22 protein-coding genes and 1 tRNA gene are annotated in these 24,908 nt (G+C 64.4%); 6 read left to right on the top strand and 17 right to left on the bottom strand.

The genetic code is table 11. From position 1 onward, the window contains the following. Positions 1 to 3 precede the first annotated feature (3 nt). Entirely contained in the window at positions 4 to 498 is a 495-nt protein-coding gene (locus ACZ52D_RS08215) for a flagellar basal body-associated FliL family protein (protein ID WP_369929665.1), read from the top strand. A 79-nt stretch (positions 499 to 577) separates the two neighbouring features. Here ACZ52D_RS08215 and ACZ52D_RS08210 read toward each other — a convergent pair whose 3' ends face one another. From ACZ52D_RS08210 to ACZ52D_RS08170, 9 genes are all read right to left on the bottom strand, one after another. Beyond that, a complete protein-coding gene (locus tag ACZ52D_RS08210) occupies positions 578 to 976 on the bottom strand; it encodes a hypothetical protein (RefSeq protein ID WP_369929667.1) in 399 nt (132 codons plus the stop codon). Then, positions 973 to 2,061, bottom strand: a complete 1,089-nt coding sequence (flhB, locus tag ACZ52D_RS08205; RefSeq protein ID WP_464443099.1) for a flagellar type III secretion system protein FlhB — start codon at positions 2,059 to 2,061, stop codon at positions 973 to 975. Before flhB ends, ACZ52D_RS08210 begins: the two co-directional genes overlap by 4 nt. Then, complete coding sequence (locus ACZ52D_RS08200) at positions 2,058 to 2,837, bottom strand: flagellar biosynthetic protein FliR (protein WP_222454325.1); 780 nt, start codon at positions 2,835 to 2,837, stop codon at positions 2,058 to 2,060. Before ACZ52D_RS08200 ends, flhB begins: the two co-directional genes overlap by 4 nt. Further along, entirely contained in the window at positions 2,834 to 4,867 is a 2,034-nt protein-coding gene (gene flhA, locus ACZ52D_RS08195; protein ID WP_464443124.1) for a flagellar biosynthesis protein FlhA, read from the bottom strand. The genes ACZ52D_RS08200 and flhA overlap by 4 nt, the downstream gene beginning before the upstream one ends. Before the next feature lie 353 nt (positions 4,868 to 5,220). After that, a complete protein-coding gene (locus ACZ52D_RS08190; RefSeq protein ID WP_464443098.1) occupies positions 5,221 to 7,707 on the bottom strand; it encodes a hypothetical protein in 2,487 nt (828 codons plus the stop codon). Further along, complete coding sequence (motA, locus tag ACZ52D_RS08185; RefSeq protein ID WP_222454328.1) at positions 7,704 to 8,573, bottom strand: flagellar motor stator protein MotA; 870 nt, start codon at positions 8,571 to 8,573, stop codon at positions 7,704 to 7,706. The genes ACZ52D_RS08190 and motA overlap by 4 nt, the downstream gene beginning before the upstream one ends. An 83-nt stretch (positions 8,574 to 8,656) precedes the next feature. Then, the gene (locus tag ACZ52D_RS08180) at positions 8,657 to 9,277 is read right to left on the bottom strand and encodes a MotE family protein (protein WP_222454329.1); all 621 of its coding nucleotides are present in this window, start codon (positions 9,275 to 9,277) and stop codon (positions 8,657 to 8,659) included. Next, complete coding sequence (locus tag ACZ52D_RS08175; RefSeq protein WP_464443097.1) at positions 9,277 to 9,738, bottom strand: hypothetical protein; 462 nt, start codon at positions 9,736 to 9,738, stop codon at positions 9,277 to 9,279. Before ACZ52D_RS08175 ends, ACZ52D_RS08180 begins: the two co-directional genes overlap by 1 nt. A gap of 9 nt (positions 9,739 to 9,747) precedes the next feature. After that, positions 9,748 to 10,272, bottom strand: a complete 525-nt coding sequence (locus ACZ52D_RS08170) for a flagellar basal body-associated FliL family protein (RefSeq protein ID WP_369930220.1) — start codon at positions 10,270 to 10,272, stop codon at positions 9,748 to 9,750. Between the two features lie 119 nt (positions 10,273 to 10,391). Here ACZ52D_RS08170 and fliF point away from each other — a divergent pair, with 119 nt between their 5' ends. The 4 genes from fliF to fliP are packed head-to-tail and all read left to right on the top strand — an operon-like array spanning position 10,392 to position 13,696. Continuing rightward, positions 10,392 to 12,068 (top strand): flagellar basal-body MS-ring/collar protein FliF, encoded by a 1,677-nt coding sequence (gene fliF / locus ACZ52D_RS08165; protein WP_222454332.1) that lies wholly within the window; start codon positions 10,392 to 10,394, stop codon positions 12,066 to 12,068. Further along, positions 12,068 to 12,667, top strand: coding sequence for a FliH/SctL family protein (locus tag ACZ52D_RS08160; protein WP_222454333.1), 600 nt, complete (start codon positions 12,068 to 12,070; stop codon positions 12,665 to 12,667). The genes fliF and ACZ52D_RS08160 overlap by 1 nt, the downstream gene beginning before the upstream one ends. Next, on the top strand, positions 12,660 to 12,956 hold the full coding sequence (locus tag ACZ52D_RS08155) for a FliM/FliN family flagellar motor switch protein (RefSeq protein ID WP_222454334.1): 297 nt from the start codon (positions 12,660 to 12,662) through the stop codon (positions 12,954 to 12,956). The genes ACZ52D_RS08160 and ACZ52D_RS08155 overlap by 8 nt, the downstream gene beginning before the upstream one ends. Further along, on the top strand, positions 12,953 to 13,696 hold the full coding sequence (gene fliP / locus ACZ52D_RS08150; protein WP_222454335.1) for a flagellar type III secretion system pore protein FliP: 744 nt from the start codon (positions 12,953 to 12,955) through the stop codon (positions 13,694 to 13,696). Before ACZ52D_RS08155 ends, fliP begins: the two co-directional genes overlap by 4 nt. Positions 13,697 to 14,131: 435 nt before the next feature. Here the strand turns inward: fliP and ACZ52D_RS08145 are convergent, their stop codons facing one another. From ACZ52D_RS08145 to hemN, 6 genes are all read right to left on the bottom strand, one after another. Then, a complete protein-coding gene (locus ACZ52D_RS08145) occupies positions 14,132 to 15,238 on the bottom strand; it encodes a flagellar basal body P-ring protein FlgI (protein WP_222454336.1) in 1,107 nt (368 codons plus the stop codon). Continuing rightward, on the bottom strand, positions 15,238 to 16,242 hold the full coding sequence (locus tag ACZ52D_RS08140) for a flagellin (RefSeq protein ID WP_222454337.1): 1,005 nt from the start codon (positions 16,240 to 16,242) through the stop codon (positions 15,238 to 15,240). The genes ACZ52D_RS08145 and ACZ52D_RS08140 overlap by 1 nt, the downstream gene beginning before the upstream one ends. 3 nt (positions 16,243 to 16,245) lie before the next feature. Continuing rightward, on the bottom strand, positions 16,246 to 17,694 hold the full coding sequence (flgK, locus tag ACZ52D_RS08135; protein ID WP_464443096.1) for a flagellar hook-associated protein FlgK: 1,449 nt from the start codon (positions 17,692 to 17,694) through the stop codon (positions 16,246 to 16,248). A gap of 46 nt (positions 17,695 to 17,740) precedes the next feature. After that, a complete protein-coding gene (locus ACZ52D_RS08130) occupies positions 17,741 to 19,048 on the bottom strand; it encodes a flagellar hook protein FlgE (RefSeq protein WP_222454339.1) in 1,308 nt (435 codons plus the stop codon). Between the two features lie 123 nt (positions 19,049 to 19,171). Next, a complete protein-coding gene (locus ACZ52D_RS08125; protein ID WP_222454340.1) occupies positions 19,172 to 20,008 on the bottom strand; it encodes a flagellar motor protein MotB in 837 nt (278 codons plus the stop codon). A gap of 105 nt (positions 20,009 to 20,113) precedes the next feature. Further along, positions 20,114 to 21,469, bottom strand: a complete 1,356-nt coding sequence (hemN, locus tag ACZ52D_RS08120) for an oxygen-independent coproporphyrinogen III oxidase (protein WP_464443095.1) — start codon at positions 21,467 to 21,469, stop codon at positions 20,114 to 20,116. Between the two features lie 215 nt (positions 21,470 to 21,684). Here hemN and ACZ52D_RS08115 point away from each other — a divergent pair. Further along, positions 21,685 to 21,771: transfer RNA gene (locus tag ACZ52D_RS08115), tRNA-Leu, on the top strand. Between the two features lie 145 nt (positions 21,772 to 21,916). Here ACZ52D_RS08115 and ACZ52D_RS08110 read toward each other — a convergent pair. Both ACZ52D_RS08110 and ACZ52D_RS08105 read right to left on the bottom strand, forming a co-directional pair. Then, positions 21,917 to 23,443: a heme biosynthesis HemY N-terminal domain-containing protein gene (locus tag ACZ52D_RS08110; RefSeq protein WP_464443094.1), complete on the bottom strand. Its 1,527-nt coding sequence runs from the start codon at positions 23,441 to 23,443 to the stop codon at positions 21,917 to 21,919. 10 nt (positions 23,444 to 23,453) lie between these two features. After that, complete coding sequence (locus ACZ52D_RS08105; RefSeq protein WP_464443093.1) at positions 23,454 to 24,875, bottom strand: COG4223 family protein; 1,422 nt, start codon at positions 24,873 to 24,875, stop codon at positions 23,454 to 23,456. Between the last annotated feature and the right edge of the window lie 33 nt (positions 24,876 to 24,908).

Genomic DNA, 24,908 nt, shown 5'->3' with positions numbered 1-24,908 from the left:
GCCATGTTGTCCAAACTTCTCCCTGTTATCTTGCTGATACTCGGCACCGGGGGCGGCATCGGTGCCGGCATCATGCTGGCGCCTGCCCCCGAGCCGGTCGAGAGCGCGGAGGCCAGCAAGCCCGCCGCGCCCAAGCCCGAAGCCAAGGAGCCCGAGGAACTCAGCGAAGAGAACCAGCGCGAATACATCAAGATCAACAACCAGTTCGTGGTGCCAGTGGTCGAGCGCGAGAATCTCACCTCTCTGGTCGTGATGTCGCTGAGCCTGGAAGCCAAGAAAGGCACCACCGAAAAGGTCCACGCCTATGAGCCGAAGCTGCGCGACGTGTTCCTTCAGGTGCTGTTCGATCATGCCAACATGGGCGGCTTCCGCGGCGCCTTTACGCGCTCGGACGTGCTGGACCCGCTTCGGACCGCCCTGCGGGAGGCGGCCCAAAAACACCTCGGAAAGGATGTCTATGACGTCCTGATCATGGAGATCTCCCGCCAGGACGTTTGAGCCGTCACATGGTGCCAGAACTGAAAAAGGCCGACCTGCATTGCAGGTCGGCCTTTCCCGTTTTCGCCGGGCGGTCGGTTTACTGCCCCAGCAACTGATCCATGAAGCTCTTGGCCTGTTCGGCCTTGCGGCGCTTGCGTTCGGAGGCGGCCATGGTCTCGACCGCGTGTTTGCGACCAAAGGCCTGGCGCAGCTGGTCCATCACCCGCAGCTTCTGCGCGGTGGCCTTGGCCAGGTCCTGGTTCAGCTGCCTGCGGGTGCGCGTGTGCCAGCCCTGCCACAAGAGATCCGCCCCGAGCGCCTTCATCGCGTGGTCGCCGTCGCCCTGCTCCCGCACCGACTGAACCTGCGCGTTCAGCTGTGCCAGCTGTCCGCGAAGCTGCGCCTCACGGGCAAGGATCGGCTGCACCTTGGCATGTTCCTGCATGTACTGCGCGGCGGTGACTGCCGCCATCTGGTCCAGCATCTTCTGCTTCATGTCACTTTCCCCTTGGCGCGCTTGCGCATTTCCTCGGCGAACCGGATCGCTGCCGCAACCGGCGCGTAATGCTCTTCTTCGACTTCCTCGCCGATCTCGATCGTCGCATGCAGCGCCCGCGCGGTTGGCGGGTCGCTGTGGATCGGCACACCGTTCTCATTGGCGACACGGCGGATCGCCGCGGCCACCTCGTCAACCCCCTTGGCCACACAGACCGGGGCGGTGCCCTTCTCGCGGCTCCATTTGAGCGCCACGGCATAGTGCGTCGGGTTGACGATCACCACGTCGGCCTTGGGCACATCCGCCAGCATCTGGCCCATCGCGATCTCCATGCCGCGCTGGCGGCGTTGGCCCTTGGTGTGCGGGTCGCCCTCGGCGTCCTTGATTTCGTCCTGAAGCTCCTTGCGCGACATCATGTTCTTGCGGTGATGTTCGGCGTGTTGGAACGCCGCATCGACGATACCGATCGCCAGCGCGATGATCAGCGCCAGGAACAGGAACTCCAGCGACAGCTGCGCCAGCATCATCACCACCGACTGCGGCCCGGTGCCTGCCGAGGAAATCATCTCGGGCAGGCGCTTTGACAGGTAGACGCCAAGGCAGATCGAATACAACACCAGCTTGACGAAGCTCTTGAGGAATTCGAACAGGCCGGAGCGCCCGAATTTGTTCTTGGCGTTGGAGATGATCGAAATGCGCGACAGCTTCGGTTCCAGCTTGGAGGGCGCGAAGACCAGCGCCCGCTGGCCGATGATCGAGAGCAGCACGAACACGAAGGGCACCAGGAACCAGGGCAGAATCGGTTTGATCGCACTGCCGACGAATCCCCCGGACGGGGCCGCGGCGGATCCCTCGAAAAACAGCGGCGCCAGCCGGTCGGGCTGGTCCAGAAATGCCATCAGTGCAGTTCCCAGCCCCTCGACGCTGCTGCTGCCGGCCGCATAGAAGGCGACGATCAGGCCAAGATAGGCGGCCGCAACGGACAGGTCGGTGGATTTGGCCACCTCGCCTTTTTCGCGGGCCTTCCGGAGCTTCTGTTCCGTCGGCTCAAATGACTTGTCTGAATCGTCGTCCTGACCGCTCATGGCATGCCGCCTCCCGGATCGGCGAAGAAGGTCACCAGGGCCCGCGACCAGACGTCCAGAATCATCGGGCTACCAACCATCAGGATGAACAAGCCACCAAAGGTGATCACCGGCGCACCGACCATCGCAACCATCAGCTGCGGCATCGCCCGGTTGATGACCCCGAGCGCCAGGTTGTAGATCACCGCGGTGATCACGAAGGGCGCCGCCAGGGTGAAGGCCAGTGAAAAGCTCTGCGAGACGCGGTGGACGCCCCATTCCGCCAGCCCGGCGGCACCCGGGAACTGCCCGGCGGGAAACAGCTGGTAGGACCGGATCATCAGCTCGGCCACACGCACATGCAGGCCCATCATCACCGCCAGCGTCACCCCCGAGATCATCAGCACCGCGCCCAGCGCGGGCATCGGTTCGGCACCGATGCCGCCCAGAACCTGCGAGAGCGACGTACTCTGCGCGGCCATCGCCCCGGCGGTCTGCAGGGCGAGCACGAACATCCGCACCCCGACCCCCAGCGCCAGCCCGATCAGGGCCTCGGTTGCGGCAAAGCGGGCAAAGCCCATCACCCCATCCGGCTCCGCAAAGGCAGGCAAAGCCGGGGCGACGACGAAGGTGAACGCGATGGAGACGGCCAGCTTGACCCGCACCGGCACGTACATTTCGCCCATGGCGGGCAGCACCGACACCATCGCCGCGACCCGCAGAAAGACAATCGCCGCATGCCAGAATCCGGCCCCCAGCAACATGACCAGCTCCGGGGGCAGAAAGTTCAGGCTCATGCCTGCACCATCCCGACCAGCGACGGCTGCGCCTCCAGACCGATCTCCTCGAAGGAGAGCACCGGGTTGGTGATGCCCCGAGACTTCAGGATCGTGCGCAGGTAGCGGCGGCGGCGGGTGGAGGTGACCACGGCGGCAAAAATGCCCTGATCGGTGATGCCCGAGAGTTTTTCGGTCAGCCCGTCGGCGAGCCGGTTGAAGAGGTCCGGCGGCAGCGCGATGTCCAGCCCGGCCCCCTGGCCGTCGATCTGGTAGGTCGAGAACTTGTCCTCCCACTCGGGCGCCAGCTGCACCAGCGGGATGGTGCCGTCCTCGCGCTTCATTTCCGCGACCAGCTGGAAACCAAGTCTCTGGCGAACGTGCTCGCAGATCAGCTCCGGCTGGGACACATGCTGACGGGCCTCTGCGATGGCTTCCAGGATCAGCGGCATGTTGCGGATCGACACGCGTTCCTCCAGCAGCAGTCGCAGCACCGCGTGCAACGTATCCATCGGGACCTTTTCCGGCACCAGCGCATCCAGCAGCTTGCGGTTCGCCTCAGCCCGGTAGGTATCGGACAGCTGGGTCATCTCGTCCAGCAGGCGGCGCAGCGATTTCAGCGTCAGCAAACGGCCGAAGTTCTGCTTGATGACTTCCAGCAGATGGGTGGCCAGAATCTCCGGCGGGCTGACCACGGTCGCGCCGGACAACGCCGCCTGCTCCTGTGCCTTGGCGGGAATCCAGCGGGCAGGCGCGCCGTAGACCGGCTCGGTGACATCGGTCCCCGGCGGCAGCGAGGCATGGTCATCGGGCATCAGCGCCAGCACCATGTCCGGATGCAGGAAGCCGCGCACCTGCTCGACGCCCTGGACCTTGATGACATAGGTGCCCTTTTCGAGATCATGCTGATCGGTCAGCCGGATCTCCGGCAGGATCAGGCCAAAGGAGGTCGCCACATGGGACCGCATGTTGGCGATCCGCGCGTCCAGCCCGGTGCCGGCATCCAGCACCATGCTGACCAGGTCCGGCGCGAACTCGAGATGCAGGTCATCGAGATCCAGGATATCGCCCAGGGGCCGCGCGGTGGAGGGATCCGAGGCTTCCTCGATCTTCTCTTCGATCTCGGCTTCCGCGTCGTCCTGCTTCTTCTTGGCCATCTTGAAGGCGGCAAAGCCCAGCACGCTGCCGCCCAGCACGAAGGGCAGGAACGGAAGGCCGGGCACCAGCGCGAACATCACCATCAGCACCGCAACCGTGGCCAGCGCGGCAGGGTGACGGCCGAACTGGTCCACCAGCGCCGTATCGGTGGCGCCGGTTGCCCCGCCACGCGCCAGCAGCAGCGCCGCCGCGATGGAGATGATGACCGAGGGGATCTGCGACACCAGACCGTCGCCGACGGTCAGGATGGCATAGGTCTCGAAGGCACTGCCGACCGGCATGCCATGGACGAGAACGCCCATGATCAGACCCATCACCAGGTTCAGCAGGGTGATGAGAAGCCCGGCAATTGCGTCGCCCTTGACGAATTTCGAGGCACCGTCCAGCGACCCGAAGAAGGTGGTCTCCTGCTGCTCGCGCTCGCGGCGTTCCTTGGCGGTCTGGTGGTCGATGGCGCCGGCGGACATGTCCGCGTCGATGGCCAGCTGCTTGCCCGGCATGCCGTCCAGGGCAAAGCGCGCGCCCACTTCGGCCATCCGCGCCGCACCCTTGGTGATCACCATGAAGTTGACGATCAGAAGCACCCCGAACACCACCAGGCCCAGGAACACGCTGCCGCCCATCACGAACTGGGCAAAGCCTTCGATCACATTGCCGGCGGCATCGGTGCCGGAATGGCCCTGGCCGATGATCAGCTTGGTCGAGGAGACGTTCAGCGACAGACGCAGCATCAGCGAGGCCAGCAGGATCGTCGGGAACGACGAGAAATCCAGCGGCCGCTCGATGAACAGGGTGATGGTGAAGATCAGGATCGCCAGCGCAAAGGAGGCCGCCAGACCCACGTCCAGCACCCAGGCCGGCATCGGCAGGATCATCATCACGATGATCGCCATCAGCGCCAGCGCCAGCAGCACGGTGGGACTGAAAAGTTGTTCTTTTGTCAGCTTAGGCACGGCTCGGCCCTCGCGTCCCGCGCGGTGCATCCGCGACTGAGCGTGGTTGCCCCGAAGTTACGGAAACAAAGGGCGCCGCAGCTGGTGCAAGATTGAACCCGGCGGCGCCTGTACCACAGGGATTCGGCCCTTGCAGGCCTTGTATCGTATCGTTTTTCGGCATTCTGCCCATTCCAAATCAGGATTCACCCGATCTTCAGATTACCGGCAGGCCGTTGACAAAGTGTTATCACGACAGCCGCAGGCCGCCCCGGGGGCGACCTGCAAAAGACCATCAAAAGAAGGCAAAACGGTCAGTTGACCTTGGCCGCTCCCTGCGCGCTGCCGACACGGCGCAAAAGGTCGGTGATACCGCCGCGCGTGCCCTCGCTGCTTTCGACCAGCGCCCGGGCGTGGGCCAGCGGCGACAGCCCCTCGGGGTCGCGGGCGGTCTCGCTGATCTGGGTGGTCACGGTGGCGACCGCTTTGAACTGGGGTTCTTCGTCCGTGTTGATCGCCTCGATGGCGTCCAGGTTTTCCGAATGCCAGAACCCACGCGCCGCCGCATTGGCGTCGTCCTCGGCCAGCAGATACTCACCGGCGCGGCCATATTCGCCATTGCGCCACAGGGCTTCGGCGCGCAGACGGTTGGCCTCGGTGCCCTCCAGCCCCATCAGCTCGACCAGCGCCCGGTGCGGTTTGCCCAGTTCCAGAGCCGCTTCCGCCATCATCAGGCGGCGGCGCTCGTCCTCGGGCTCAAGCGACAGCTTGTTCAGCATTGTCTGTGCCTGCTCGGCAAAGCCGAGATCCAGCAGGCGACGCGCCACATCCGCGGCAACCGGCGCGGCCTCGCCCGCCGTGGCCTGGCCCGAGAACACCAGCGCGTATTGCAGGAAGGTCACATCATCGGCGCGCTCGGTCAGCAGCAGCATCAGCGGCTCGATCGCGGCCACCCGTGCGGCCGGGCCATCACGCTCGGTCAGGTCATCCAGTTCCTCGAAGGCATCGTGAAACTGGCCCATCAGCGCCAGGGAGGACACCTGCGCAAGCCGCAGATCCGCGCCCAGCTCGGTGTCACGGTTTTCCAGTTCATACGAGGCCACGAGGTCCGGCACATCCGGCGACAGCGCCTTGCGTTCCTTCACGCTCAGCGCGACCAGCTCGATCAGGGCGGTGGGCGCACTGCCCGTCCGCTCGGCCACTTCACTGGTCAGCTCCTCGGCGACCTTTTCCGTGTCCCCTTCCAGCTCGGCAATGGCGGCTTCCGCCAGGTTGATCTCCGGCACATCCTCGACACCTGTCCGGTCGACGGCGCGCAGGATCGCTTCGGCCACGTGATGATCGCCGGTTTTGGCAAACATCTTGCTCACCCGCGGGCCAAGATGCACGCGCAGGTGCACCGGCAGCTTCGAGAACGCCAGCTGAATGGCATCCGAGCTGGCGTTGCGCTTGATTTCGCCATCGGCAAGCGCGCCCCAGAGCGCGGTGTCGCCTTCGCAGCCCTGCTGCCCCGAGAACGGGTGGTTCACAGGCAGCGATTCGCCGTCGAGCAGGCTGGCCATGGCGGTCAGCAGCGCCGCGTCGGGGTGGTCACGATCCTGCTCTGGCAGGATTTCCAGCATCGAACGCGATTCGGCACCAAAGCCGAAGTACAGATAGATCCGCGACAGGGCGTAGACACTGGCCGGGTTCACATCGTCGAATTCCCGCACCAGGGCGCTGCGCAGGGCAGACACCTGGTCCGCAAACGGGCTGTCATCGCCCCAGGTCTGGATGGCAACGGCGCGATCCGGCAGACAGTGCATCTGCTGGTTTGCCGCCCCGTCCAGCCCCGCCTTCAGGCCGGTTTCGCGGTCGATGGCCGAGGTCACGGCGATATGATCCAGCGGGTTCAGGGGCCGGTCGCTGCGCCCCAGCGGATCCAGCCCGGCAATCGCGGCCTCTGGCAGGCCGTCCGCGCCGACCTTCAACAGGCCCTGCCGCGCGGCACGGCCAATCTGCTGCAGCAGGCGCTGCTCCGATTCGTTGACGACGGCCGCCCGTTCGGTTTCCACCATGTCGAGCAGGAAACCGGCGTCCGGCATGCGGCTGGTGGCCACCTGCGGATCGGCCTCGGGCTGGACAAGCTTCGGCGTCCGGATCGGCTGGCTGTCGCGGCCCTGGGCCAGCATCACATCCCCCAGATCCTCGATCCGCGCCTCGGGCGGCGCGGCAACGGGGTCGGGGCTTTGCGACGTCTGTTCCGTCGCGGCCTGCGGGGTCACCCGGGTGCTGGCGGGCTGGCTGGCTGCCGTCGCCAGCTCCAGCGCCATACGCGCATCGGTGGCCGCGCCGCCCGAGAACCGGAACCTGTAGCCGGACCCGGGCGAGGTCAGGGGCAGCACGCCACCGCCAAGAGGCGCCGAGGATGTCGCCACGGTCGCGCCGCGCGGCACCGGCGTATCAAGGTCCCGGATGTCCACCACCAGGTAGCCGTTCTGCTGCACGTAGGACGTCACCTTGCAGTCACAGCCCAACTGCAGACGCAGCGGCTGGCCGGGGCCGATCTGCCCCAGGGATTGCAGCCGGGTCCGCGGGATCATGCGGAAGACGCGGGAGGTATCGAACACCGCCTCCGGCGCGTCGATGTTCACCGTCGCCGTCTTACCACTCTGGGTCAGGGACCAATCCGCGTTTCCGGGCAGTCGCATCACCAGCCGGGTAAAGCCGTCATGCTCGCCCGAGCGGGTCACGATGGTCTGTGCCTGGGCACCGACCGCCGTCAGAAGGGTAGCTGTAAGGGCAATTGCACGCCAGATCATGCTGCGTCCTGTTTCACCGATTTAAGCGCCTCTTCCAGTTCCGAGAAACCGGGGCGGAAATGTGAGGGCGTGTTCTGGCGGCCCACTTCGATGCAGATCGCCGCCGCGTGGTTGTGCAGGTTGGCCACCAGCACCTCGCGGATGAGCTGGTAGAAATGCGCGTCTTCCTCGACCACGTTCTTCACCTTACCGGCAAAGGGCGCCGCCAGGCAGTAGGCCAGGAAGATGCCCAGAAAGGTCCCCACCAGCGCGCCGCCAATCATCTTGCCCAGCACCTCTGGCGGCTGGTCGATCGAGCCCATGGTCTTGATCACGCCCAGAACCGCGGCAACGATGCCCAGCGCGGGCAGGCCGTCCGCCAGGGTCTGCAGGGCATGGCTGCCGTGCATGGCGTGATGGTGGTTCGCCTCGATCCGCTTTTCCAGCACCTCTTCCACCTGGTGCGGATCGTCGTAGTTCATCGACGCCGAGCGCATGGTGTCGCAGATCAGGTTGATGGCTTCCTTGTCGCCCATGATCTTGGGGTACTTGTTGAACACGGCGGAGTTTTCCGGATCCTCGATGTGCTGCTCGACCTCAACCGGGTTGGCGCGCGCGATCCGGATCAGGGCAAACAGCAGACACAGCAGGTCGCGGTAGTCGTCCGGCTTCCACTTTGGGCCCTTGAAGACCTTGCCGACATCCTTGAGCGTATGCTTGATCCCGCCCATGTCGTTGCTGATCAGGAAAGTGCCGACGGCGGCCCCACCAATCATCATCATTTCGAACGGCAGCGCCTTGATGATGATCGCCAATTTGCCGCCAGCCAGAAGGTAGCCGCCAAATACCATGGCAAAGATCACCACGATGCCTACAATACCGATCATAGGTCCACTCCAAATTCCATTGGTTTTTACCAGTTTAGGCGAGTCGTCCTAAGGAAAGACTAAACAGGCGCCTGCGCCTGGGCTCATTCCTTGGGCACGGCACCGTTGCGCCCGGCCAGCACCACGCTGATGGTATAGGCGGCCTCGGGGCTCAGCCCTGCCATGATACCCGCGGCCGATTCCGGCTGCATGCGTGCCAGGAAACCCGCGGCAAAGCCGGGATCCATTTCCTCGAACAGGGCGGCGGCTTCCTTGGGTTTCATCTGCTCGTAGACTGTGGTCAGACGGGTCACATCCGCCTCGGTCGCGCCATCGGCCATCGACAGGGTCGCCCGCAGCCGCGATTCGGCCTCTTCCAGTGCCGCCAGTTTCTTTTCGATCGCCTGATCTGCGATCTCCAGCGCCTTGGCGCGGTCCTGGATCTCGGCCTCGCGGGCGGCCAGCGCCGCTTCCCGCTCCTTGAAGGCTGCCAGCATGGTCTGCAGCTCCGCCGAGGACGGCAGCGATTCGCGGTTTGGTTCGCCGTTATGCGCCGCGGCGGCCTTGTCGGAGTCCTGCAGACTGGCCACTTCGCGGGCGATGGCCGGTCCCGCCTCTAGGGCGAGCCGCACAACGGCCGAGCCCATCAGCAGGAGCGCCAGCATCATCAGCGTGCCACTGCGCCGGAACCGGCGCGGCTTTCTGGTCTTGGTCTTGCCGGCCATCACGCCACCCGATTCTGGCTGCGATTGTGACGCACGAACATCAGGCCGGACGGTTTACCGTCTTCCGGTTGCGGCTGATCGGCGTCTTGCGACTGCGATTCGGCCTCATAGGCAGCGGCCATCGCGGCATCTTCCGCCGCAGGCGCCTGGGCCTGGGGCTGGGCTTGGGGCGCGGCCTCGGGGATGTCATGCATCGAGGCCATCATCAGCTCCAGCCGCTGCGCCACCGTTTCGGCGCGTCCGGTCAGCTGCTGCAGCGCCTTGCTGGAGCCGTCGGAGATCTGCTGCGCCGATTGCAGCGATTTGTTCAGGTCATCAACCTGGGCGGACAGCACGGCAACCGCGCCGCCAACGCCCTTTTCCAGGTCATTGAACCGCTTCAGCCGGCGCGACAGCACCAAGCAATAGAATCCGGCGCCCAACGCCCCGGCCGCAAGCAGGATATCAGCTATAAGGTCCATCCTGTCCTCCTAGTTAAGTACGAAATCCATAATCAGCAGATCACGCACCCGGCCCTGGCCGGTGGCAATGTTGATCCGCCGCAGCATCTGCGCTCTCAGTTTAGGCAGAGCCATCGGATCGGTCAGATCGTCAAGCTCCAGTGCTCTCAGGTAGCTGTTAAGGACATCGACAACCCGCGGCAGGATTTTCTCGACCTCGGCCTGGTGGACCAGGTCGACCTCAAGTTGCGCGCGGAACCGCAAATGCTTCAAACCGCTGGCTTTGCGCAGGGTAATCACAATCGGGTCCATTTCGATAAAGGCGATATTGGCGATATCCTCCGCCGACTCACCCATGTCCACGCCTTCTGGCGCCTCTTCGGTCACAGTCGCCGGTTCTGGCGCTGCTTGCTGACCAAAGGGAAGAAGGCCTGACTGAACGGCGAAGAAACCTCCGCCTGCACCCACCAAAGCCAGCACCACCCCGATGATCAGGGGCAGTTTGCCTTTCTTGGCCGGTACTTCTGCTTCTGTGTCTACTGCAGCGTCTGTCATGGCTATCCCTAAAACGTCGTGCAGCATCTTCATAACCTGCGAGGGACTAACCGAATGTTAAGGCCGATCCGTCAAAAGGGTTGCAGACCGGACAGAACGCCGGTGCGACGGAGGTTAATGTGCAGCAGATCAAGAATGTCTGGGCAGAAATGGACATGCGGAAGCGCCTGATTGCCGTGGGGGCCACGGTCATCATGTTTCTCAGCGTCATCGCCATGTCCCATGTGGCAAGCAAGCCAACAATGACACTGCTTTATGCCGGGCTCGAAAGCGGCACGGCAGGAGATGTGGTGCGGGCGCTGGAACAGCGCGGCACCCAATATGAAGTGCGCGGCGGCTCGATTTACGTGCCCTCGGTGCAACGCGACGAACTTCGCATGACCCTCGCCAGCGAAGGCCTGCCTGCAAATGGCGGCAAAGGGTACGAACTCCTTGATTCTCTTAGCGGTTTCGGAACGACCTCGCAGATGTTCGATGCCGCATACTGGCGCGCCAAGGAAGGCGAGCTGGCCCGAACCATCGTGGCCAGCCCGCATGTCAGCCAGGCGCGCGTGCATCTCGCCAACACCGGCTCGAATCCCTTCCAGCGCACGGTTGAGCCGACCGCCTCGGTCTCGATCGTGCCGATGGGATCGCCGATCACCCCGGCGCAGGCGAACGCGATTCGCTTCCTGGTCGCCTCGGCCGTCACCGGTCTGGCGGTGGAAAATGTTGCCGTGATCGACGCCAATGGCGCCCTGATCGGTTCCACCGATGCGGCTGCGGCCGCCGGGGCAGGCAGCGATGACCGCTCGCAGATGATTCGTGAGCGCGTGCTGCGCCTTGTCGAAGCCCGGGTTGGTCAGGGCAACGCCGTGGTCGAAGTCAGTGTCGAGACCGTCACCGACACCGAATCGATCCGCGAAAAGCGCGTTGATCCGAAAAGCCGCGTCGCGGTCAGCACCGACGTCGAGGAGCGCGCGGATTCCTCGACCAACCAGGCCGGCGAAGTCACTGTTGCCTCCAATATTCCCGATGGGGATGCCGCCTCCGGCCAGGGCTCCAAGGCCAGCACCAGCGCAACCCGCGAACGGATCAACTACGAGATTTCGGAGACCGAGAAGGAAATCGTGCGCGGCCCCGGCGCCATCAAGCGTCTTACGGTTGCGGTCCTGGTCAATGGTGAGACCATCACCAATGACGCCGGCGAAACCGTCTTCCAGCCGCGTCCCGAAGACGAGCTGAACGCCATGCGCGAGCTGATCTCGGCGGCGGTCGGCTTTGATGCCGAGCGCGGCGACGTCATCACGCTCAAATCGATGGACCTGCCCGCGGTCGAGCCGCAGGGCACGGTGGCGACCAGCTCCTTCATGGACAACCTCTATTTCGACGCCATGTCGCTGATCCAGATCGCCGCCCTCGCCATCGTCAGCCTGATCCTGGGACTGTTTGTGGTCCGTCCGATCCTGTCGAACCAACCCGCAGCGGCAGGCGCCGCGCTGGACGGTCCAACCCCGGGCGCGCTGCCTGCCCTGCCGGGCCTCGGCGGTGACGGCTTCATGACGCCGCCCGACCTGGGTGCCGGGCTGGCGCTGGACGGCGAGATCCAGAACAATGAAACCGGCCAGTTCGAACCGATGGGTGACCTGCCTGCCATGGGCACCGCCGGTGACATGATGGGCGCTGCGGGCCTGCCTGCCCTGGGCGGCAACTCCGCCGATCCGGTTGACCGGCTGCGCAGCATGATCGGTGAGCGCCAGGAAGAAACCGTCCAGATCCTGCGCGGCTGGCTGGAAGAAAACGAGGAGCGTGCCTGATGACCATTGCGCATCTTTTGGAAAACTTCGGGATCGACACCACCGCGGAGCCTGCTCTGCCCACGATCTCCGAGGAATTGGCCGAAGAACAGCGGCTGGCATCCTTTGAAAGCGGCTACACGGCCGGCTGGGAAGATGCGGTCGCCGCCAAGGACAAGGAAAGCAGCCGCATTTCCGCCGAGCTGGCCAGCTCGCTGGAGGATCTCAACTTCACCTACCACGAAGCGCAGAATCAGCTGCTCGAATCGCTCGACCCGATGTTCAAGGTCCTGACCAGCGCGATCCTGCCCGATGCGATGGCCGCGTCCTTCGGACACCATATCGTCGACCAGCTGAGTGAGATGGCCAAGGGGCGGACCGATCAGCCGATGCAGATCATGGTCTCCCCCGGCGAAGGCGCCCCGGTGCGCAAGCTGTTGCCGGAAAATTTCGCGGTGCCGGTCACCGTCAAGGAAGACAGTACCCTGTCCGCCGGGCAGGCCTACCTGCGGGTTGGCGCGTCGGAATGCGAAATCAACTGCGATGCGCTGCTCGAAACGATCCACGAATCGATAGAAGCCTTCACCTATCACGCAAAAGAGGACAGCCATTATGGATGACGCTGCCGATCTCAACATGAAATCTGCCGACGCCGGCAATCCCTTTGTCTCTGTCCCGGTCGAGGTCGTCGTCTCGGTCGGCAAGGCCCGGCCACTGATCCGTGACCTGGTCAACCTGGGCGAAAATGCGGTGCTGACGCTGGACAAGCGGGTCGAAGACCCGGTTGACCTCTACGTTGGCGACCGGCTGGTCGCGCGCGGCCAGCTGGAGGAGCTGGAGGGCGACCAGGCAGGCCAGCTTGCCGTGCGCCTGACCGAGATCGCGGATCTGCAAAGCGGGCTGGGATGACACATACGACATTTGTGCGGGCGGCACTGGCGGCAGCGATCCTGCTGGCCATGCCGCAGACCGCCCTGGCTCAAGAATTGAGCCTTTCGCTGGCAGACGGCGAATCGATCTCGGCCCGTTCGATCCAGCTGATACTTCTGATTACCGTGCTCAGCCTGGCCCCCGGCCTGCTGATCATGATTACCTGTTTCCCGTTTCTCGTGACGGTGCTTTCGATCCTGCGTCAGGGATTGGGGCTGCAACAGGCCCCCCCGAACATGCTGATGATCAGCCTCGCCCTGTTCCTCACCTATTTCGTGATGGAGCCGGTCTTTACCGAGGCTTGGGAGACCGGGATCAGCCCGATGCTGGAAGAGCGCCTAGAGCCCGGCGAGGCCATCAGTCGAAGCCTCGAACCGTTCCGCGGTTTCATGGCGAACCGGCTCGACCCGGACACCTTCTACGCCATTGCGGATCTGCGCCCGGCAACCCAGGGCATTGACCCGACGGCCGACGCGCCGCTGTCGGCGCTGATTCCCAGCTTCATGCTGTCGGAAATCGCCCGGGCCTTCCAGATCGGCTTCCTGGTGTTCCTGCCCTTCCTCGTGATCGATCTCGTGGTGGCGGCGATCCTGATGTCGATGGGCATGATGATGGTGCCTCCGGCCATCGTGTCGCTGCCGTTCAAACTGGCGTTCTTCGTGGTTGCCGACGGCTGGAGCCTGATCGCCAGCGCCCTGGTCCGCAGCTACTACCCCTGATCCGCCACTCTGGCGACCTTCTGAAACCGGGTACCCTGTACCCGGTTTTTTCGTGTCTGCATCAGACACCCGATCCGCCTTGCCCTCCGTGCCCCTCTTTGTCGCTTGCCTGTGCGAATTAACGCATCGCCGCCGCAACCGGCCCGTTCCCACCTGAAAAGCCCCGCGAACGCCGCTGATCCGGCCGGCCCGGACATTGGCGCGCGGCACCGATATCGCGAAGACAAGCGCTGCTGGAAGGGCGCGCGCTGACGGCGATCGCCAGAGCGATCCCTTGGCGGGTTCACCTGCTTTGCGGCACCGCAGCTCTGCCAGAGCGGTTGGCTCTGCCGCCGCAGCTGTCAGCCCCCCGTTGTCCGGGTGTCCCCTGCCAAAGCGAAAAGCCCCGGCTGCGACAGGCAGGTCCGGGGCTTTGGCAGAAACTTGGGCAGTTGATCAGCGGACGACGAACTCCGCATGCAGCGCGCCCGCCGCTTTCAGGCTCTTCAGAATGTCGATCATGTCGCGCGGCGACACGCCCAGCGCGTTCAACCCCGACACCACTTCGGACAGGGAGGTGGTCTCCGGCACCTCGGCCAGTTGCACGCCCTCTTCTTCCTCGATGGCGGCGCCGGTACGTGGCACAACCACCGTCTCCCCGTCGGCAAAGGGGTTCGGCTGCACCACCAGCGGTGTTTCCTCGATCCGCAGTGTCAGGTTGCCCTGGGCCACGGCGACGCGGGAAATCCGCACATCGCTGCCCATGACGATGGTGCCCGAGCGCTGATCGACCACGACCCGCGCCTTGCGTTGCGGTTCCACCAGAATGTTCTCGATCCGCCCGACGGCATGGGCCGTGGAACGGGCGTTGGTGCGTTTGATGTCGACTTCCACGGTACCGGAGTCCCGCATCAGGGCCACGTTGCGACCGAACTCGTTGTTGATCGCGCGTTCGATGCGCCCGGCGGTGGTGAAATCCGGCTCCCGCAGCGCCAGCCGCATGGAGCTGAGCGATGCCAGGTCAAAGTCGATCTCGCGTTCGACCCGCGCGCCGGACGGGATCACCCCGGCGGTCGGCACACCCTGTGTCACGGTGGCCGCGGCCCCTTCGGCCACGGCGCCGCCGGCCAGGATGGTGCCCTGCGCCACAGCGTAGATCTGACCGTCCGCCGCGTTCAGCGGTGTCATGATCAGCGTACCACCCAGCAGGCTCTTGGAATCGCCGATCGCCGACACGGTCACGTCAATGGTGCTGCCCACCCGGGCAAAGGGCGGCAGCGTCGCGGTCACGAAAACCGCGGCCACGTTCTTGGGGCGGAACTGCTCGCCGGTCACGTTGACCCCGAGCCGCTCCAGGATGTTGGACATGATTTCCTCGGTGAAGGGCGAGTTGCGCAGCCCGTCCCCGGTGCCATCGAGCCCGACCACAAGGCCGTAACCCACCAGGTCGTTGCCCCGGACCCCGTCGAATTCGACCAGGTCCTTGAGCCGGATGGTATTGGCCTGCGCGAGGGCGGGAATCAGCAGCAGGCAGCTGAGGAGTATGCGGAAAAAGACCATCATCAGAGATACTTCAGCAGGGACAGCTGCGAGCTGCGCGAGGTGATCGTGTAAAGACCCTCGAGCTGCGTCTGCGCTTCCTGCAGCCGTGTATAGGTTTCGTAGGGATCGGCCGAGACCAGCTTGTTCTTGACGATGCTCAGGCTGGTCTTGGACGCCTCGTTGCGGGTGTTGACCGCCTCCAGCTGCCCTTCGATGAAGCCGACATCCGCCTGCAGCCTGATCAGCCGCTGTTCGCTTTCGGTCATCTCGGTGCTGGATTCGATCACCAGGTCGATGCGCACGTCATCGGCAAGACCCAGGGCCGGTTCATTGGCCAGCGCGGCGATCACGTAGCTTTGCAGCGTATGCTTCAGATTGTCATCGTCAGCGCGGATCCCCATGGACACCTGCTGCCCTTCGCCCACCGTGACCGGACGCAGATCCGTGTCGGAACCGCGATACATCACGCTGTCGAACCCGGCGGGATCGGCGAACCAGTCCTTCACCTCCTGAATGATGTCGCTGCTGGTGGTCAGGCCCGACACTTCGGTCAGGATGCTGGCCATCAGGGTATCGGCGCCATTCAGCGGCTTGGTATCGGTGGCGGTGCCGGCAAAGATCGTGCGGCCGCCCACCTCGGAGTTGAACAGGCTGATGGCACTGGACATGCGTTGCTTGGCCTGGGTGCCAAACTGCTCGGCATTGGCAATGTCCATCGCCGGCGATAGCCGCAGAATGTCGTTGCGCAGATCCTGCACCTGGTTCTGCACCGTGGTCAGGCTGTTCTGCGTCGCCGTTGCGAACAGCTGCACCTCGCCATTGGCGACCATGTAGCTTTCCAGCTTGTTCAGGTTGTTTTCCAGATCCGCCAGATAGGTGTAATCGCCGCCAAGACGCTCCGTCAGATTGGCGGACTTGCCGGTGGAAAACTCATCCGAGAGGGTGGCGACGGTGTTTTTCAGTTCGGTGTTGCGGCTGCGCAGGAAGAGATGCTGCGCCATGTCTCCAAAAGAATTCAAAATCATGCATCACATCCTAATCAGCGTATCCATCAGTTCGTCGATCACGGAAATCATCCGCGCGTTGGCAGCGTAGTATTTCTCGACCAGCATCAGGTTCTGCAGCTCGGCATCGGTATCCACCCCAAGCGCAAGCTCGGCTTGGCTCATCTCGTTGTAGCTGGTGGCGGCAAAGGTCGAGGACCGCGCGGCCGTCTCACTGTCCTGCGCGAAACGGGACAACAGGTTGGCCGTCAGCGTCGCGGCCGACATGTTGGCGGTCCCCAGCCCGATCGACGAGACGCTGCGGGTTTCGCCCAGAACGTCCGTATAGGCCTGCAACAGGCTCGAATCGCCGGGGTCACCGGGGGCGGTGGCATACAGCCCGTCGCGGAAGCGCCAGGTCTCGGCGGAGCCGCTCAAGGACACGAGGTCATTCAGCTCGATCCGATTGGCGATCCCGACGGTGTTGGCGGGGTCAAAGAAGTTGCCGTCGTCCGTGAAGATCCCGGCATCCCCCGTTCCGATGGTGCCGTCGAGGGCCGGGTCCTGAAACCGCTCGATCAGGTCCTTGGCCATCGCGTCGAGATCCTCCTGCGCCTCGAGCGAGGTCACGTCGCGGATTTCGAACTGCGCGGTCAGGGTACCGCCGCGCAAGGGACCGTTCGGACCGGTATCGATCGGCTTGCCATTGACCTCGAGCCCCGAGATCATCCCGTTGTCGATGGTCATATGGGGCATGATATCGCGGGTCCGGCTGAAACTCAGCTCGGAGGCGCGGCCATCCAGCAGCATCACGCCGCCGGTCGAGAACAGCGAAATCTGGCCGTTGTCGCGGCGCACCACGTTGACCGGAATGATCTCGTTGATCTGGTCGATCAGCTGATCGCGCTGGTCGTTCATCGAGGCCACGTCCATGCCGCCGGCCTCGACCACCATGATGCGCGCGTTCAGCTTCTCGATATCCTTGAGCGCCTGGTTCACGGTGTCCACCTGGCTGCCGATGGCGCCATCCGCATTGATGCGCAGGTCCCTCAGCCCCTCGGCGGTGCGCGAGATCGATTCGGCCAGCGCGTTGGCCCGTACCGACAGATCATTCAGCCGAGGTTGCGAATCCGGTCGGGACACGGCTTCGATCAGCGACGACTGGAACTCCGACATCTGCGACGCCAGGGACATTTCGTCGTCGACGGTGCCGACCAGATCGGACATGCGACTAAAGAAGTCGGACTGCGCCTTGGCCGCGCCATACTCGGCCTCTGCCACTCGACGGTTGGCCATGATCACCGGGTCGGTGATGCGCTGCACATTTCCGATCCGGACCCCGGTGACACCGACGCCAGGGCTGTTGACGTCCAGAACCCGGCGCGAATAGCCGGGCGTCAAGGCGTTGGACAGGTTCTCAGAGACTACCTGCGAGGAACGACTTGCCGCGTTCAGACCGCTCATCGCGCTGTTAAGGGCAGAGAAAATAGACATGTTCAGCCTGCTTTCGTGAAACCGGGATCAGGAAGCATCAAGCGCCTTAGCGCTTGATGTTGGTGGTTTCCTGCAACATTTCGTCCACGGTCTGGATGACCTTGGCGTTCGACGAATAGGCCCGCTGGGTCTGGATCATGTTCGTCAGTTCCGTTGCCACGTCGACGGCGGATTCTTCCTGGGCATAGCTCAGGATTTCCCCGGTCGGGCCTTCACCCGGATCCCACAGGTAGAAGTCGCCGGCCTCGTCGGTCGGCTCGTAGGTCTGGGAGTCCAGCGCCTTCATGCCGTTGATGTTGGAGACATCGGCCAGCGGCACCTTGTAGATCACCCGCGAGTCGCCGGAGTCATACTTGGCGATCACCTCGCCGGTTTCATTGACCTCAACCGACACGAAGGAGCCGACCGGGGTGCCATCCTTTTCGGTGGTGCCAGGCACGAAGTCCTCGCCGAGCTGGCTCATGCCGTTCTGCTCGCCGATCACGCCGATGTTGATCTCGATCGGGCCACCCGCCACGTTGATGGTCACGGACCCGGCAGTTGCATCATAGGCGCCGCCCGTGGTGGTGGTCACGCTTTGCAGGGTGCCGGCCGAGGTGGCGCTGTCATCAAAGGTCAACGTGTATTCCCCGATCACCGTCGCACCGCTGGCAGAATCGACGATCTGCATGGTCCACTCGTTGCTGCCGGTTGTGGCCGGCGCGGTCGCAACGGTCGGCGTGTAGGTGATGGTCAGCTCTTCGGCGCGGCCCATGCTGTCATAGTAGCGCACCACCTGTTCTTCCGGCGCACCGGATGCGCCCACGTCGGTGGCCGAGGCCGGCAGGTTCGCGGTCAGGCTGATCTCGGTGGTCGGTTCCGCAGACAGCCGGTTCAGATCAATCAGGACCGGCTCCAGCGAATCGCTGCTGTCGCGGGCCGCGTTGGTCACGGAGCCATCGGCATTGGCCGGCCACCCCATCAGGGCGAGCCCGGATTCGGTGGTCAGGTAACCGTTGGAATCGGTCCGGAACGACCCGGTGGTGGTCAACATCATCGTCGGGTTCACGCCCGCCTCGATATCCGTGACGGATGCCACCGGCAGCATGCCGCGGCCGCGCACGGCAAGGTCGGTGGCGTTGTTGGTGGTCACCAGCGGACCGCGCTCGTCGATCAGCCGCACGTTGGTCGTGCGTACGCCACCCGCCGCATAGGTTCCGCCGGAACCTGCGTTGACCATGGAATGGAAGTCGGTTTGAACCCGCTTGTATCCACGGGTCGAAGAGTTGGCGATGTTATCCGAAATGGAGGCCAACCGGCTGGCGTTGGCGCTCAATCCTGAAACGCCCGCGTTCAGCGACGAAGAAATGGTCATAGCACGCCTTTCTGCTGCATCTAATCATTCTGATGCAACAGCTAGCGCAAGAGCGATTAACGGGCGGCTAACAGATCAAATATGACCTATCTGTCAGCCGCCGCTTCCAGCAAATTCAGCCGGTTAGTCGCGAAGAAGGATGATTTCGATCCGGTTGTTGCGGGCCGCCATCGGATTCGCAACCGCCAGATCACGGTCCGCATGGCCGGTCACCCGGTCGATCCGCCGCGCCGACAAGCCGCCTGATTCGAGCAACCGCCGCGCCTGGTCCGCCCGCGCATGCGAGAGTTCCCAGACCGGATTGTTGGCCAGAACAACGGGATGCGAGCGGATGTGACCACCGACCGCGACATTGCTGCCAGTCGTGCCGGCAACCCGCGCGATCATCCGCACCAGGTCGCGGAACAGGGGCGTCGGCTCGGCATTGCCCTCGCCAAACAGTGGCACATCATCCGTTGCGAACAATTCGATGATCAGCCCTTCGTCGGTGACGCGGGTCACGATATGACGCGCCATCGCGATCGAGATCATGCTCTCGCCACCGCGCCCGGACAGCTGCTCTTCGATGGCGCGGAACTTGCTGTCCTCCGCGTCCTGCTTGTCGCTGGCATCAATACCGGTATCGCCCTGGGCCTGCTGGGCATCCATGGGGTTGATATCGGTGGCGCCAGTGCCCGATTGCGGCTTGATGTCCTCGGTGAACATGCTGTCCCCCTGGAACGCACCATTGCCGCCACCGGACACCCGGCTCAGCGGGATCGACGGCGAAAAGTAATCCGCCAGACCCTTGCGTTGTTTTTCTGTCGTCGCATTCAGGAGCCACATCAACATGAAGAAGGCCATCATCGCGGTCACGAAGTCGGCGTAAGCCACCTTCCACGCGCCACCGTGATGGCCATCGCCACCACCTGACTTTTTCTTCTTGATGATAATGGGCGCCACATTGCTTTGTGCGCTCATATCCACCACCACTATTTTCACCCACGTCCGGGATAGCAGCCAGGCTGTTAAATGTGCCTTAACAATTAAACTTGCCGGCAGTTCTTCGGCGCAGGGGGCGGCGGCTCAGGAGGCCTGGCTGTAACGCACCCCCTCCGGCGTATGGGCATCAAAGGCACTGGCGATGATGCGGGTCAGCGGACGGCCTTCCGGCAGGATTTCCAACGCCTCGTCGGTCAACCGCAGCAGGTCTCCGAACCGCTCCGCCAACGCCTGCAAGATGTCGTCCAACGCTGCCGCCGCCGTGCCGTGACCGCGCGCAAGCTCCGCCCGGTCGAGGCGGAAATCACACATCAGCATCTCGATCGCACGACCGCGCAGGCGATCCTCCGGCGTCATCAGATAGCCACGCGCGGCGGCCAGCTGCCCGGCCTCGACCCGTTCGATATAGGCAGGTGTGGCGGCCGCGTTCTGGAGGTAGCCGCCATCAAACCGCGAGATCGAAGAGGCCCCGAACCCGATCAGCGTCGGGCAGGCATCATCCGTATAGCCCTGGAAGTTCCGCCGCAGCTGCCCGTGGTGCGCCGCCTGGGCCAGGCGGTCCGTCGGCTTGGCGAAATGGTCTATGCCGATCGCCTCATACCCTGCTGCGGCAAAGCGCGCCGCGGCGAGACCCGCCAGCTGAAACCGCGCCTGATCATCCGGCAGGCTGTCTTCCTTGATCAGCTTTTGCCGCTTGGCGACCCAGGGCACATGCGCATAGCCGAACAGGGCCATCCGGTCCGGATCGAGGCTGAGCACCTTGTCCACCGTGTCCGCCATGCGGGCCTCGCTCTGATGCGGCAGGCCATAGACCAGATCCGCATTCAGCGACCGTATTCCCGCCGCCCGCAGGTCGTCGACGCAGCTGCGTGTCACCTCGAAGGGCTGCATGCGCCCGATGGCCTGCTGCACCAAAGGGTCGAAATCCTGAATCCCGATGCTGGCCCGGTTCATGCCTTCCGCAGCCAGCGCGGCGATCTTGTCCCGATCCACCAGCGTCGGGTCGATCTCGACGGAAAATTCCCAATCCTCGGTCTGTGCAAACACCGACTTCACCGCCTGCGCAAGGCGGCCAATCATCGACGGGGTCAGGATCGTCGGCGTACCGCCGCCCCAGTGCATCCGCCCCATCCGCACCCCCTTGGGCAACAAGGTTCCAACCTGGCGGATCTCCTTTACCAGCGTGTCCAGGTAACTCTCCACCGGGCTCAGCGTCTGGGTGCCCTGGGTGCGGCAGGCACAGAACCAGCACAGGCGCTCGCAGAACGGAATATGCAGGTAGACCGAGACCGGCACATCCGGGTCCAGTTGCTGCAAGGCGCGCGCCTGTTCGGCCGCGCCGATCTCGGCCGAGAACAACGGCGCCGTGGGGTAGGAGGTGTAGCGGGGCACCCGGCTGTCGAACAGCCCAAGGGCTTTGAGGCGGTCAATCTGTTTCATGACTGCTGCATGCCTCTTTTGACGGTGGCGCACTTTGCGCAGGATCAAATCCGCCATTTTTCAGCGATTTTTTCCGCCCGCGCATGCGGTCGAACAAGGCACTGGGAACAATCGGGAAAAGCCACTTGAACCGCGCCGATAGATTTCTCGGTCAGAGCCTCATTTTCCGTTTGACGCCCTTGGCATTGCGCCTTATACGGCCCCTCACGACACCTGCCCAGGTGGCGGAATTGGTAGACGCGCTAGCTTCAGGTGCTAGTGTCCGTATGGACGTGGAGGTTCGAGTCCTCTCCTGGGCACCATTCCCCGAAAATCGAAAATCATCCTGCAAAGCTGCGATCGGCTTGCGCCTAGACGCGTGGCTTCGAATCGCCTTGCGGCAATAACGGCCCGTCCCGCGCGCCGACGTGAAACGGGGCGAGCCCAAAGCCCGCCCCGCAGATATCGTCAGGCTGTTTCCTTGCCCTCTCGGGGCTGGTCCCCCGCCTCCGCCGTGTCCGGGTCGGCAGCCTCCGCATCGGGCTCCGCGGTCGGTTCAGCCTCCTGCACCGGTGCCAGGATTTCGGCATCCGCAGCAGCCGCGGCGTCGGCCGCCGCGTCCCGTCCGGTGATCAGCGGCAGCATGTGGGCCGCGGCGACACTGGCAACTTCGGGCGTCTCAGGCCGCTTCCAGGTCAGCGTGTCAAAGCTGCTGCAATGTTCGCAGACCGGCGCCCAGTCGGCATGGATATGGTTACAGCTGTCGCAGACCCACTGCGGCCCGCGCGGCGCGGTCAAGGCCCGGGTCAACCAGCCCTGAACCACCTTGTCGTCTGCCCCTTCGCCGCGTTCGATAGCCGCCATCAAGGTCAGCGCCCGTGCGTCAGGCGCCCGCTCGGAAAGATCGCTCAGCCAGCGACGCGCCTCGGGGTAATCCTCGGCCACGATGTTCAGCTCGGACATCACCAGCCGGGTTTCATCATGGTGCGGGTTGAGCCGCGCCAGCTGGTCGAACCGCTTCACGCGTTCGGCGGCAGTCTCGTCCGGTTCCACCTCGGCAAAGGCATGCGCGAGATCGGGGTGCGGTTGCGCCTCCCAGGCCTTTTTCAGAACCTTCACCGCCGGGCGTTTCTTGCCCTTGGCCAGATAGGCCCGCGCCGCCATCGCCGCGGCCGGCACCAGGTCCGGCGACAGCCGGTTGGCCTCGATCGCCTGCTCCTGCTGCTCCAGCGTGGCGCCCTCCTCGACAAGCCCGCGCGAGGCGGACAGCGCCAGAACCGCATCGCGGCGCTTGAACACGTCGCGCGGCAGGGTGCCGGTCTTCAGCTTGGTCGACAGGGTCTTGCGCGCGCCGGCCCAATCCTCGGCCTGGGCCTGCAGCCGCAGCAGCGTGTCCTGCACCTCGGCGTGTTTGGGCCGCAGCGCCAGCGCCTTTTCGGCCAGCTGGCGGGCGGTCTCGTCATCGCCTTCCGACAGCTTCTGCTTCATGATGCCGCGCACCCCGACAAAGCGCGTCGGCGGGTTCGACAGCAGCCGCTTGTAGGCTTCGGAAGCCTTGCGGGTGTCGCCGCTCATCTCGGCGGCCTGAGCCACCAGCAGGTCGGTCAGCTCCGGCTGTTGCAGGTATTTCTCGGCCCGCTCCGCCTTGGTCAGCGCCAAGCGCCCCTCGCCCGAGGCCAGCGCCATCAGACCTTCAGACAGCGCCTTGTAGCCCTTGCGCTCGCGCCCCTTGTCGAAGTAGCGCGACAGCGCGGTTTCATCACCGTTCAGGAAATGCAGCGTCGCCACCAGCAGCGACAGCAGCTTGAGAAACAGCCACACCCCGAAAACCAGGACGCCCAGCGCGATCACCGACTGCAAAGCGCTCAGAGTGTATTCGGTGCCCGCAAAGGTGATCTGCACCCCGCCGGCGGTTTCCATCAGCAGGCGCGCGCCAAAAGCAAGGACCGCAACAATTGCGACGAATACGAGGATCTTCAACAACGACCAAAGCATGACGGTTTCCTTATTTGGCTTGCAGGCTGCGGGCCAGTTCGGCTGCGGCATCCACAGCGGCAATGCGGGCCTTGGCGGAGGCTTCCCAGCCCGAGAGCGCCGCGCGGGCGGTCTCCGGCAACGCCGCCAGTTCATCCAAGGCTTGCTGCAACTGGCCCTTGGCCACCGCAGCTTCGGCACGGGACAGGACCGCATCCGGGTCGTCGCCTTCCTGCGGCGTGACCGAACGCGCCCCCAGATGCCGGTTCACGTAATCCATCAGGCTGCCGCCGCCCTTGGTTTCCTCGCGGGCGCGGGCCAGCGCATCGCGCGCCGCCGGGACAAACCCACTGCCAAGCGCCGACAACGTGGCAACACCGCTGTCCGCCACGCCGGACAGGGCGTCCGGAACATCAACGTCCAGGGTTTCCAGCGCCTGCACCTGCTCGGCAAAGGCGGTGCCGCTGTCCAGGGCCGAGCGCAGGCGCGCCAGCTGGGTCTGGGCGCTGGCGATACGAGCGGCTTCAGCGCTGGCGGCTTCCATTTCCTCGGCCTTGGCCAGCATGTCCTCGACTTCAGCGCGTTGGGCCGCAAGGCTCTGGCGCAGCTTGTCCAGCTCTGCCTCGAAGGCGGCGACCGTCTCCGGCGAGGCCGCATCCATCGCCGGGCGCGACTCAAGCCGCTCCAGCCGGGTGGCCAGATCGGCCACCGTGGCAGCCAGTTCCTCGACCGCACCGGCGTCCTGCCCGGCAGGCTGCGCCTCCTCAAGCGCGGTGACACGCTGCTCCAGCGGCGCAAGGTCGGGCTGGCTGGCCCCTTCGAGCCGTGCCTGCATCTCCGCGATCTGGGCCTGCAACGCCTGCTGGCTGTCGGCATAGGCTTGCGGATCAACCGAGGCCGGTCGTTGCAACGACGGCGGCAACACGCTGTCGAGCACCCCGCCGTGACCGGCAACAAAGCCAATCACCGCCGCCACCGCACCGCCAAGCAGCGCGGCCCCAAAACCGCCGCGCTTTTCCACCACCCGCTCTGCCGGGGCCTCCGCGCCAGAGACCACCTCTGGCGTCTCGGTCTCGGTCTCGGTCTCGGTCTCGGTCTCGGTCTCGGTCTCGGTCTCGGTCTCGGTCTCGGTCTCGGTCTCGGTCTCGGTCTCGGTCTCGGTCTCGGTCTCGGTCTCGGTCTCGGTCTCGGTCTCGGTCTCGGTCTCGGTCTCGGTCTCGGTCTCGGTCTCGGTCTCGGTCTCGGTCTCGGTCTCGGTCTCGGTCTCGGTCTCGGTCTCGGTCTCGGTCTCGGTCTCGGTCTCGGGAGAGACGGACTCCGGCTTGGTTTCCGGGTCAAGCACCTCTTTTTCGGTGGTCGCCTCGCCCAGCTGACCGGCAGCCGTGTCCGTTCCCGGCTGGGCGTCGCCGCGGTCGGTCTCTGTCACCTCTTCCGGAGTTTTCTTGTCAGCCACGCCGGTCTCCCCACTCGATTCCTGAAATACGTT

This window comes from Leisingera sp. S2M4 (assembly GCF_055398055.1).
This window is presented reverse-complemented; position numbering and strand designations above follow the sequence as displayed.

Excerpts from the sequence above, each read along its gene's own strand:
- ACZ52D_RS08215 (WP_369929665.1), top strand. The coding sequence starts at position 4 with ATGTTGTCCAAACTTCTCCCTGTTATCTTGCTGATACTCGGCACCGGG.
- ACZ52D_RS08210 (WP_369929667.1), bottom strand. The coding sequence starts at position 976 with ATGAAGCAGAAGATGCTGGACCAGATGGCGGCAGTCACCGCCGCGCAG.
- flhB (WP_464443099.1), bottom strand. The coding sequence starts at position 2,061 with ATGAGCGGTCAGGACGACGATTCAGACAAGTCATTTGAGCCGACGGAA.
- ACZ52D_RS08200 (WP_222454325.1), bottom strand. The coding sequence starts at position 2,837 with ATGAGCCTGAACTTTCTGCCCCCGGAGCTGGTCATGTTGCTGGGGGCC.
- flhA (WP_464443124.1), bottom strand. The coding sequence starts at position 4,867 with ATGGCGATCATCGTGATGATGATCCTGCCGATGCCGGCCTGGGTGCTG.
- ACZ52D_RS08190 (WP_464443098.1), bottom strand. The coding sequence starts at position 7,707 with ATGATCTGGCGTGCAATTGCCCTTACAGCTACCCTTCTGACGGCGGTC.
- motA (WP_222454328.1), bottom strand. The coding sequence starts at position 8,573 with ATGATCGGTATTGTAGGCATCGTGGTGATCTTTGCCATGGTATTTGGC.
- ACZ52D_RS08180 (WP_222454329.1), bottom strand. The coding sequence starts at position 9,277 with ATGGCCGGCAAGACCAAGACCAGAAAGCCGCGCCGGTTCCGGCGCAGT.
- ACZ52D_RS08175 (WP_464443097.1), bottom strand. The coding sequence starts at position 9,738 with ATGGACCTTATAGCTGATATCCTGCTTGCGGCCGGGGCGTTGGGCGCC.
- ACZ52D_RS08170 (WP_369930220.1), bottom strand. The coding sequence starts at position 10,272 with ATGACAGACGCTGCAGTAGACACAGAAGCAGAAGTACCGGCCAAGAAA.
- ACZ52D_RS08160 (WP_222454333.1), top strand. The coding sequence starts at position 12,068 with ATGACCATTGCGCATCTTTTGGAAAACTTCGGGATCGACACCACCGCG.
- ACZ52D_RS08155 (WP_222454334.1), top strand. The coding sequence starts at position 12,660 with ATGGATGACGCTGCCGATCTCAACATGAAATCTGCCGACGCCGGCAAT.
- fliP (WP_222454335.1), top strand. The coding sequence starts at position 12,953 with ATGACACATACGACATTTGTGCGGGCGGCACTGGCGGCAGCGATCCTG.
- ACZ52D_RS08145 (WP_222454336.1), bottom strand. The coding sequence starts at position 15,238 with ATGATGGTCTTTTTCCGCATACTCCTCAGCTGCCTGCTGCTGATTCCC.
- ACZ52D_RS08140 (WP_222454337.1), bottom strand. The coding sequence starts at position 16,242 with ATGATTTTGAATTCTTTTGGAGACATGGCGCAGCATCTCTTCCTGCGC.
- flgK (WP_464443096.1), bottom strand. The coding sequence starts at position 17,694 with ATGTCTATTTTCTCTGCCCTTAACAGCGCGATGAGCGGTCTGAACGCG.
- ACZ52D_RS08130 (WP_222454339.1), bottom strand. The coding sequence starts at position 19,048 with ATGACCATTTCTTCGTCGCTGAACGCGGGCGTTTCAGGATTGAGCGCC.
- ACZ52D_RS08125 (WP_222454340.1), bottom strand. The coding sequence starts at position 20,008 with ATGAGCGCACAAAGCAATGTGGCGCCCATTATCATCAAGAAGAAAAAG.
- hemN (WP_464443095.1), bottom strand. The coding sequence starts at position 21,469 with ATGAAACAGATTGACCGCCTCAAAGCCCTTGGGCTGTTCGACAGCCGG.
- ACZ52D_RS08110 (WP_464443094.1), bottom strand. The coding sequence starts at position 23,443 with ATGCTTTGGTCGTTGTTGAAGATCCTCGTATTCGTCGCAATTGTTGCG.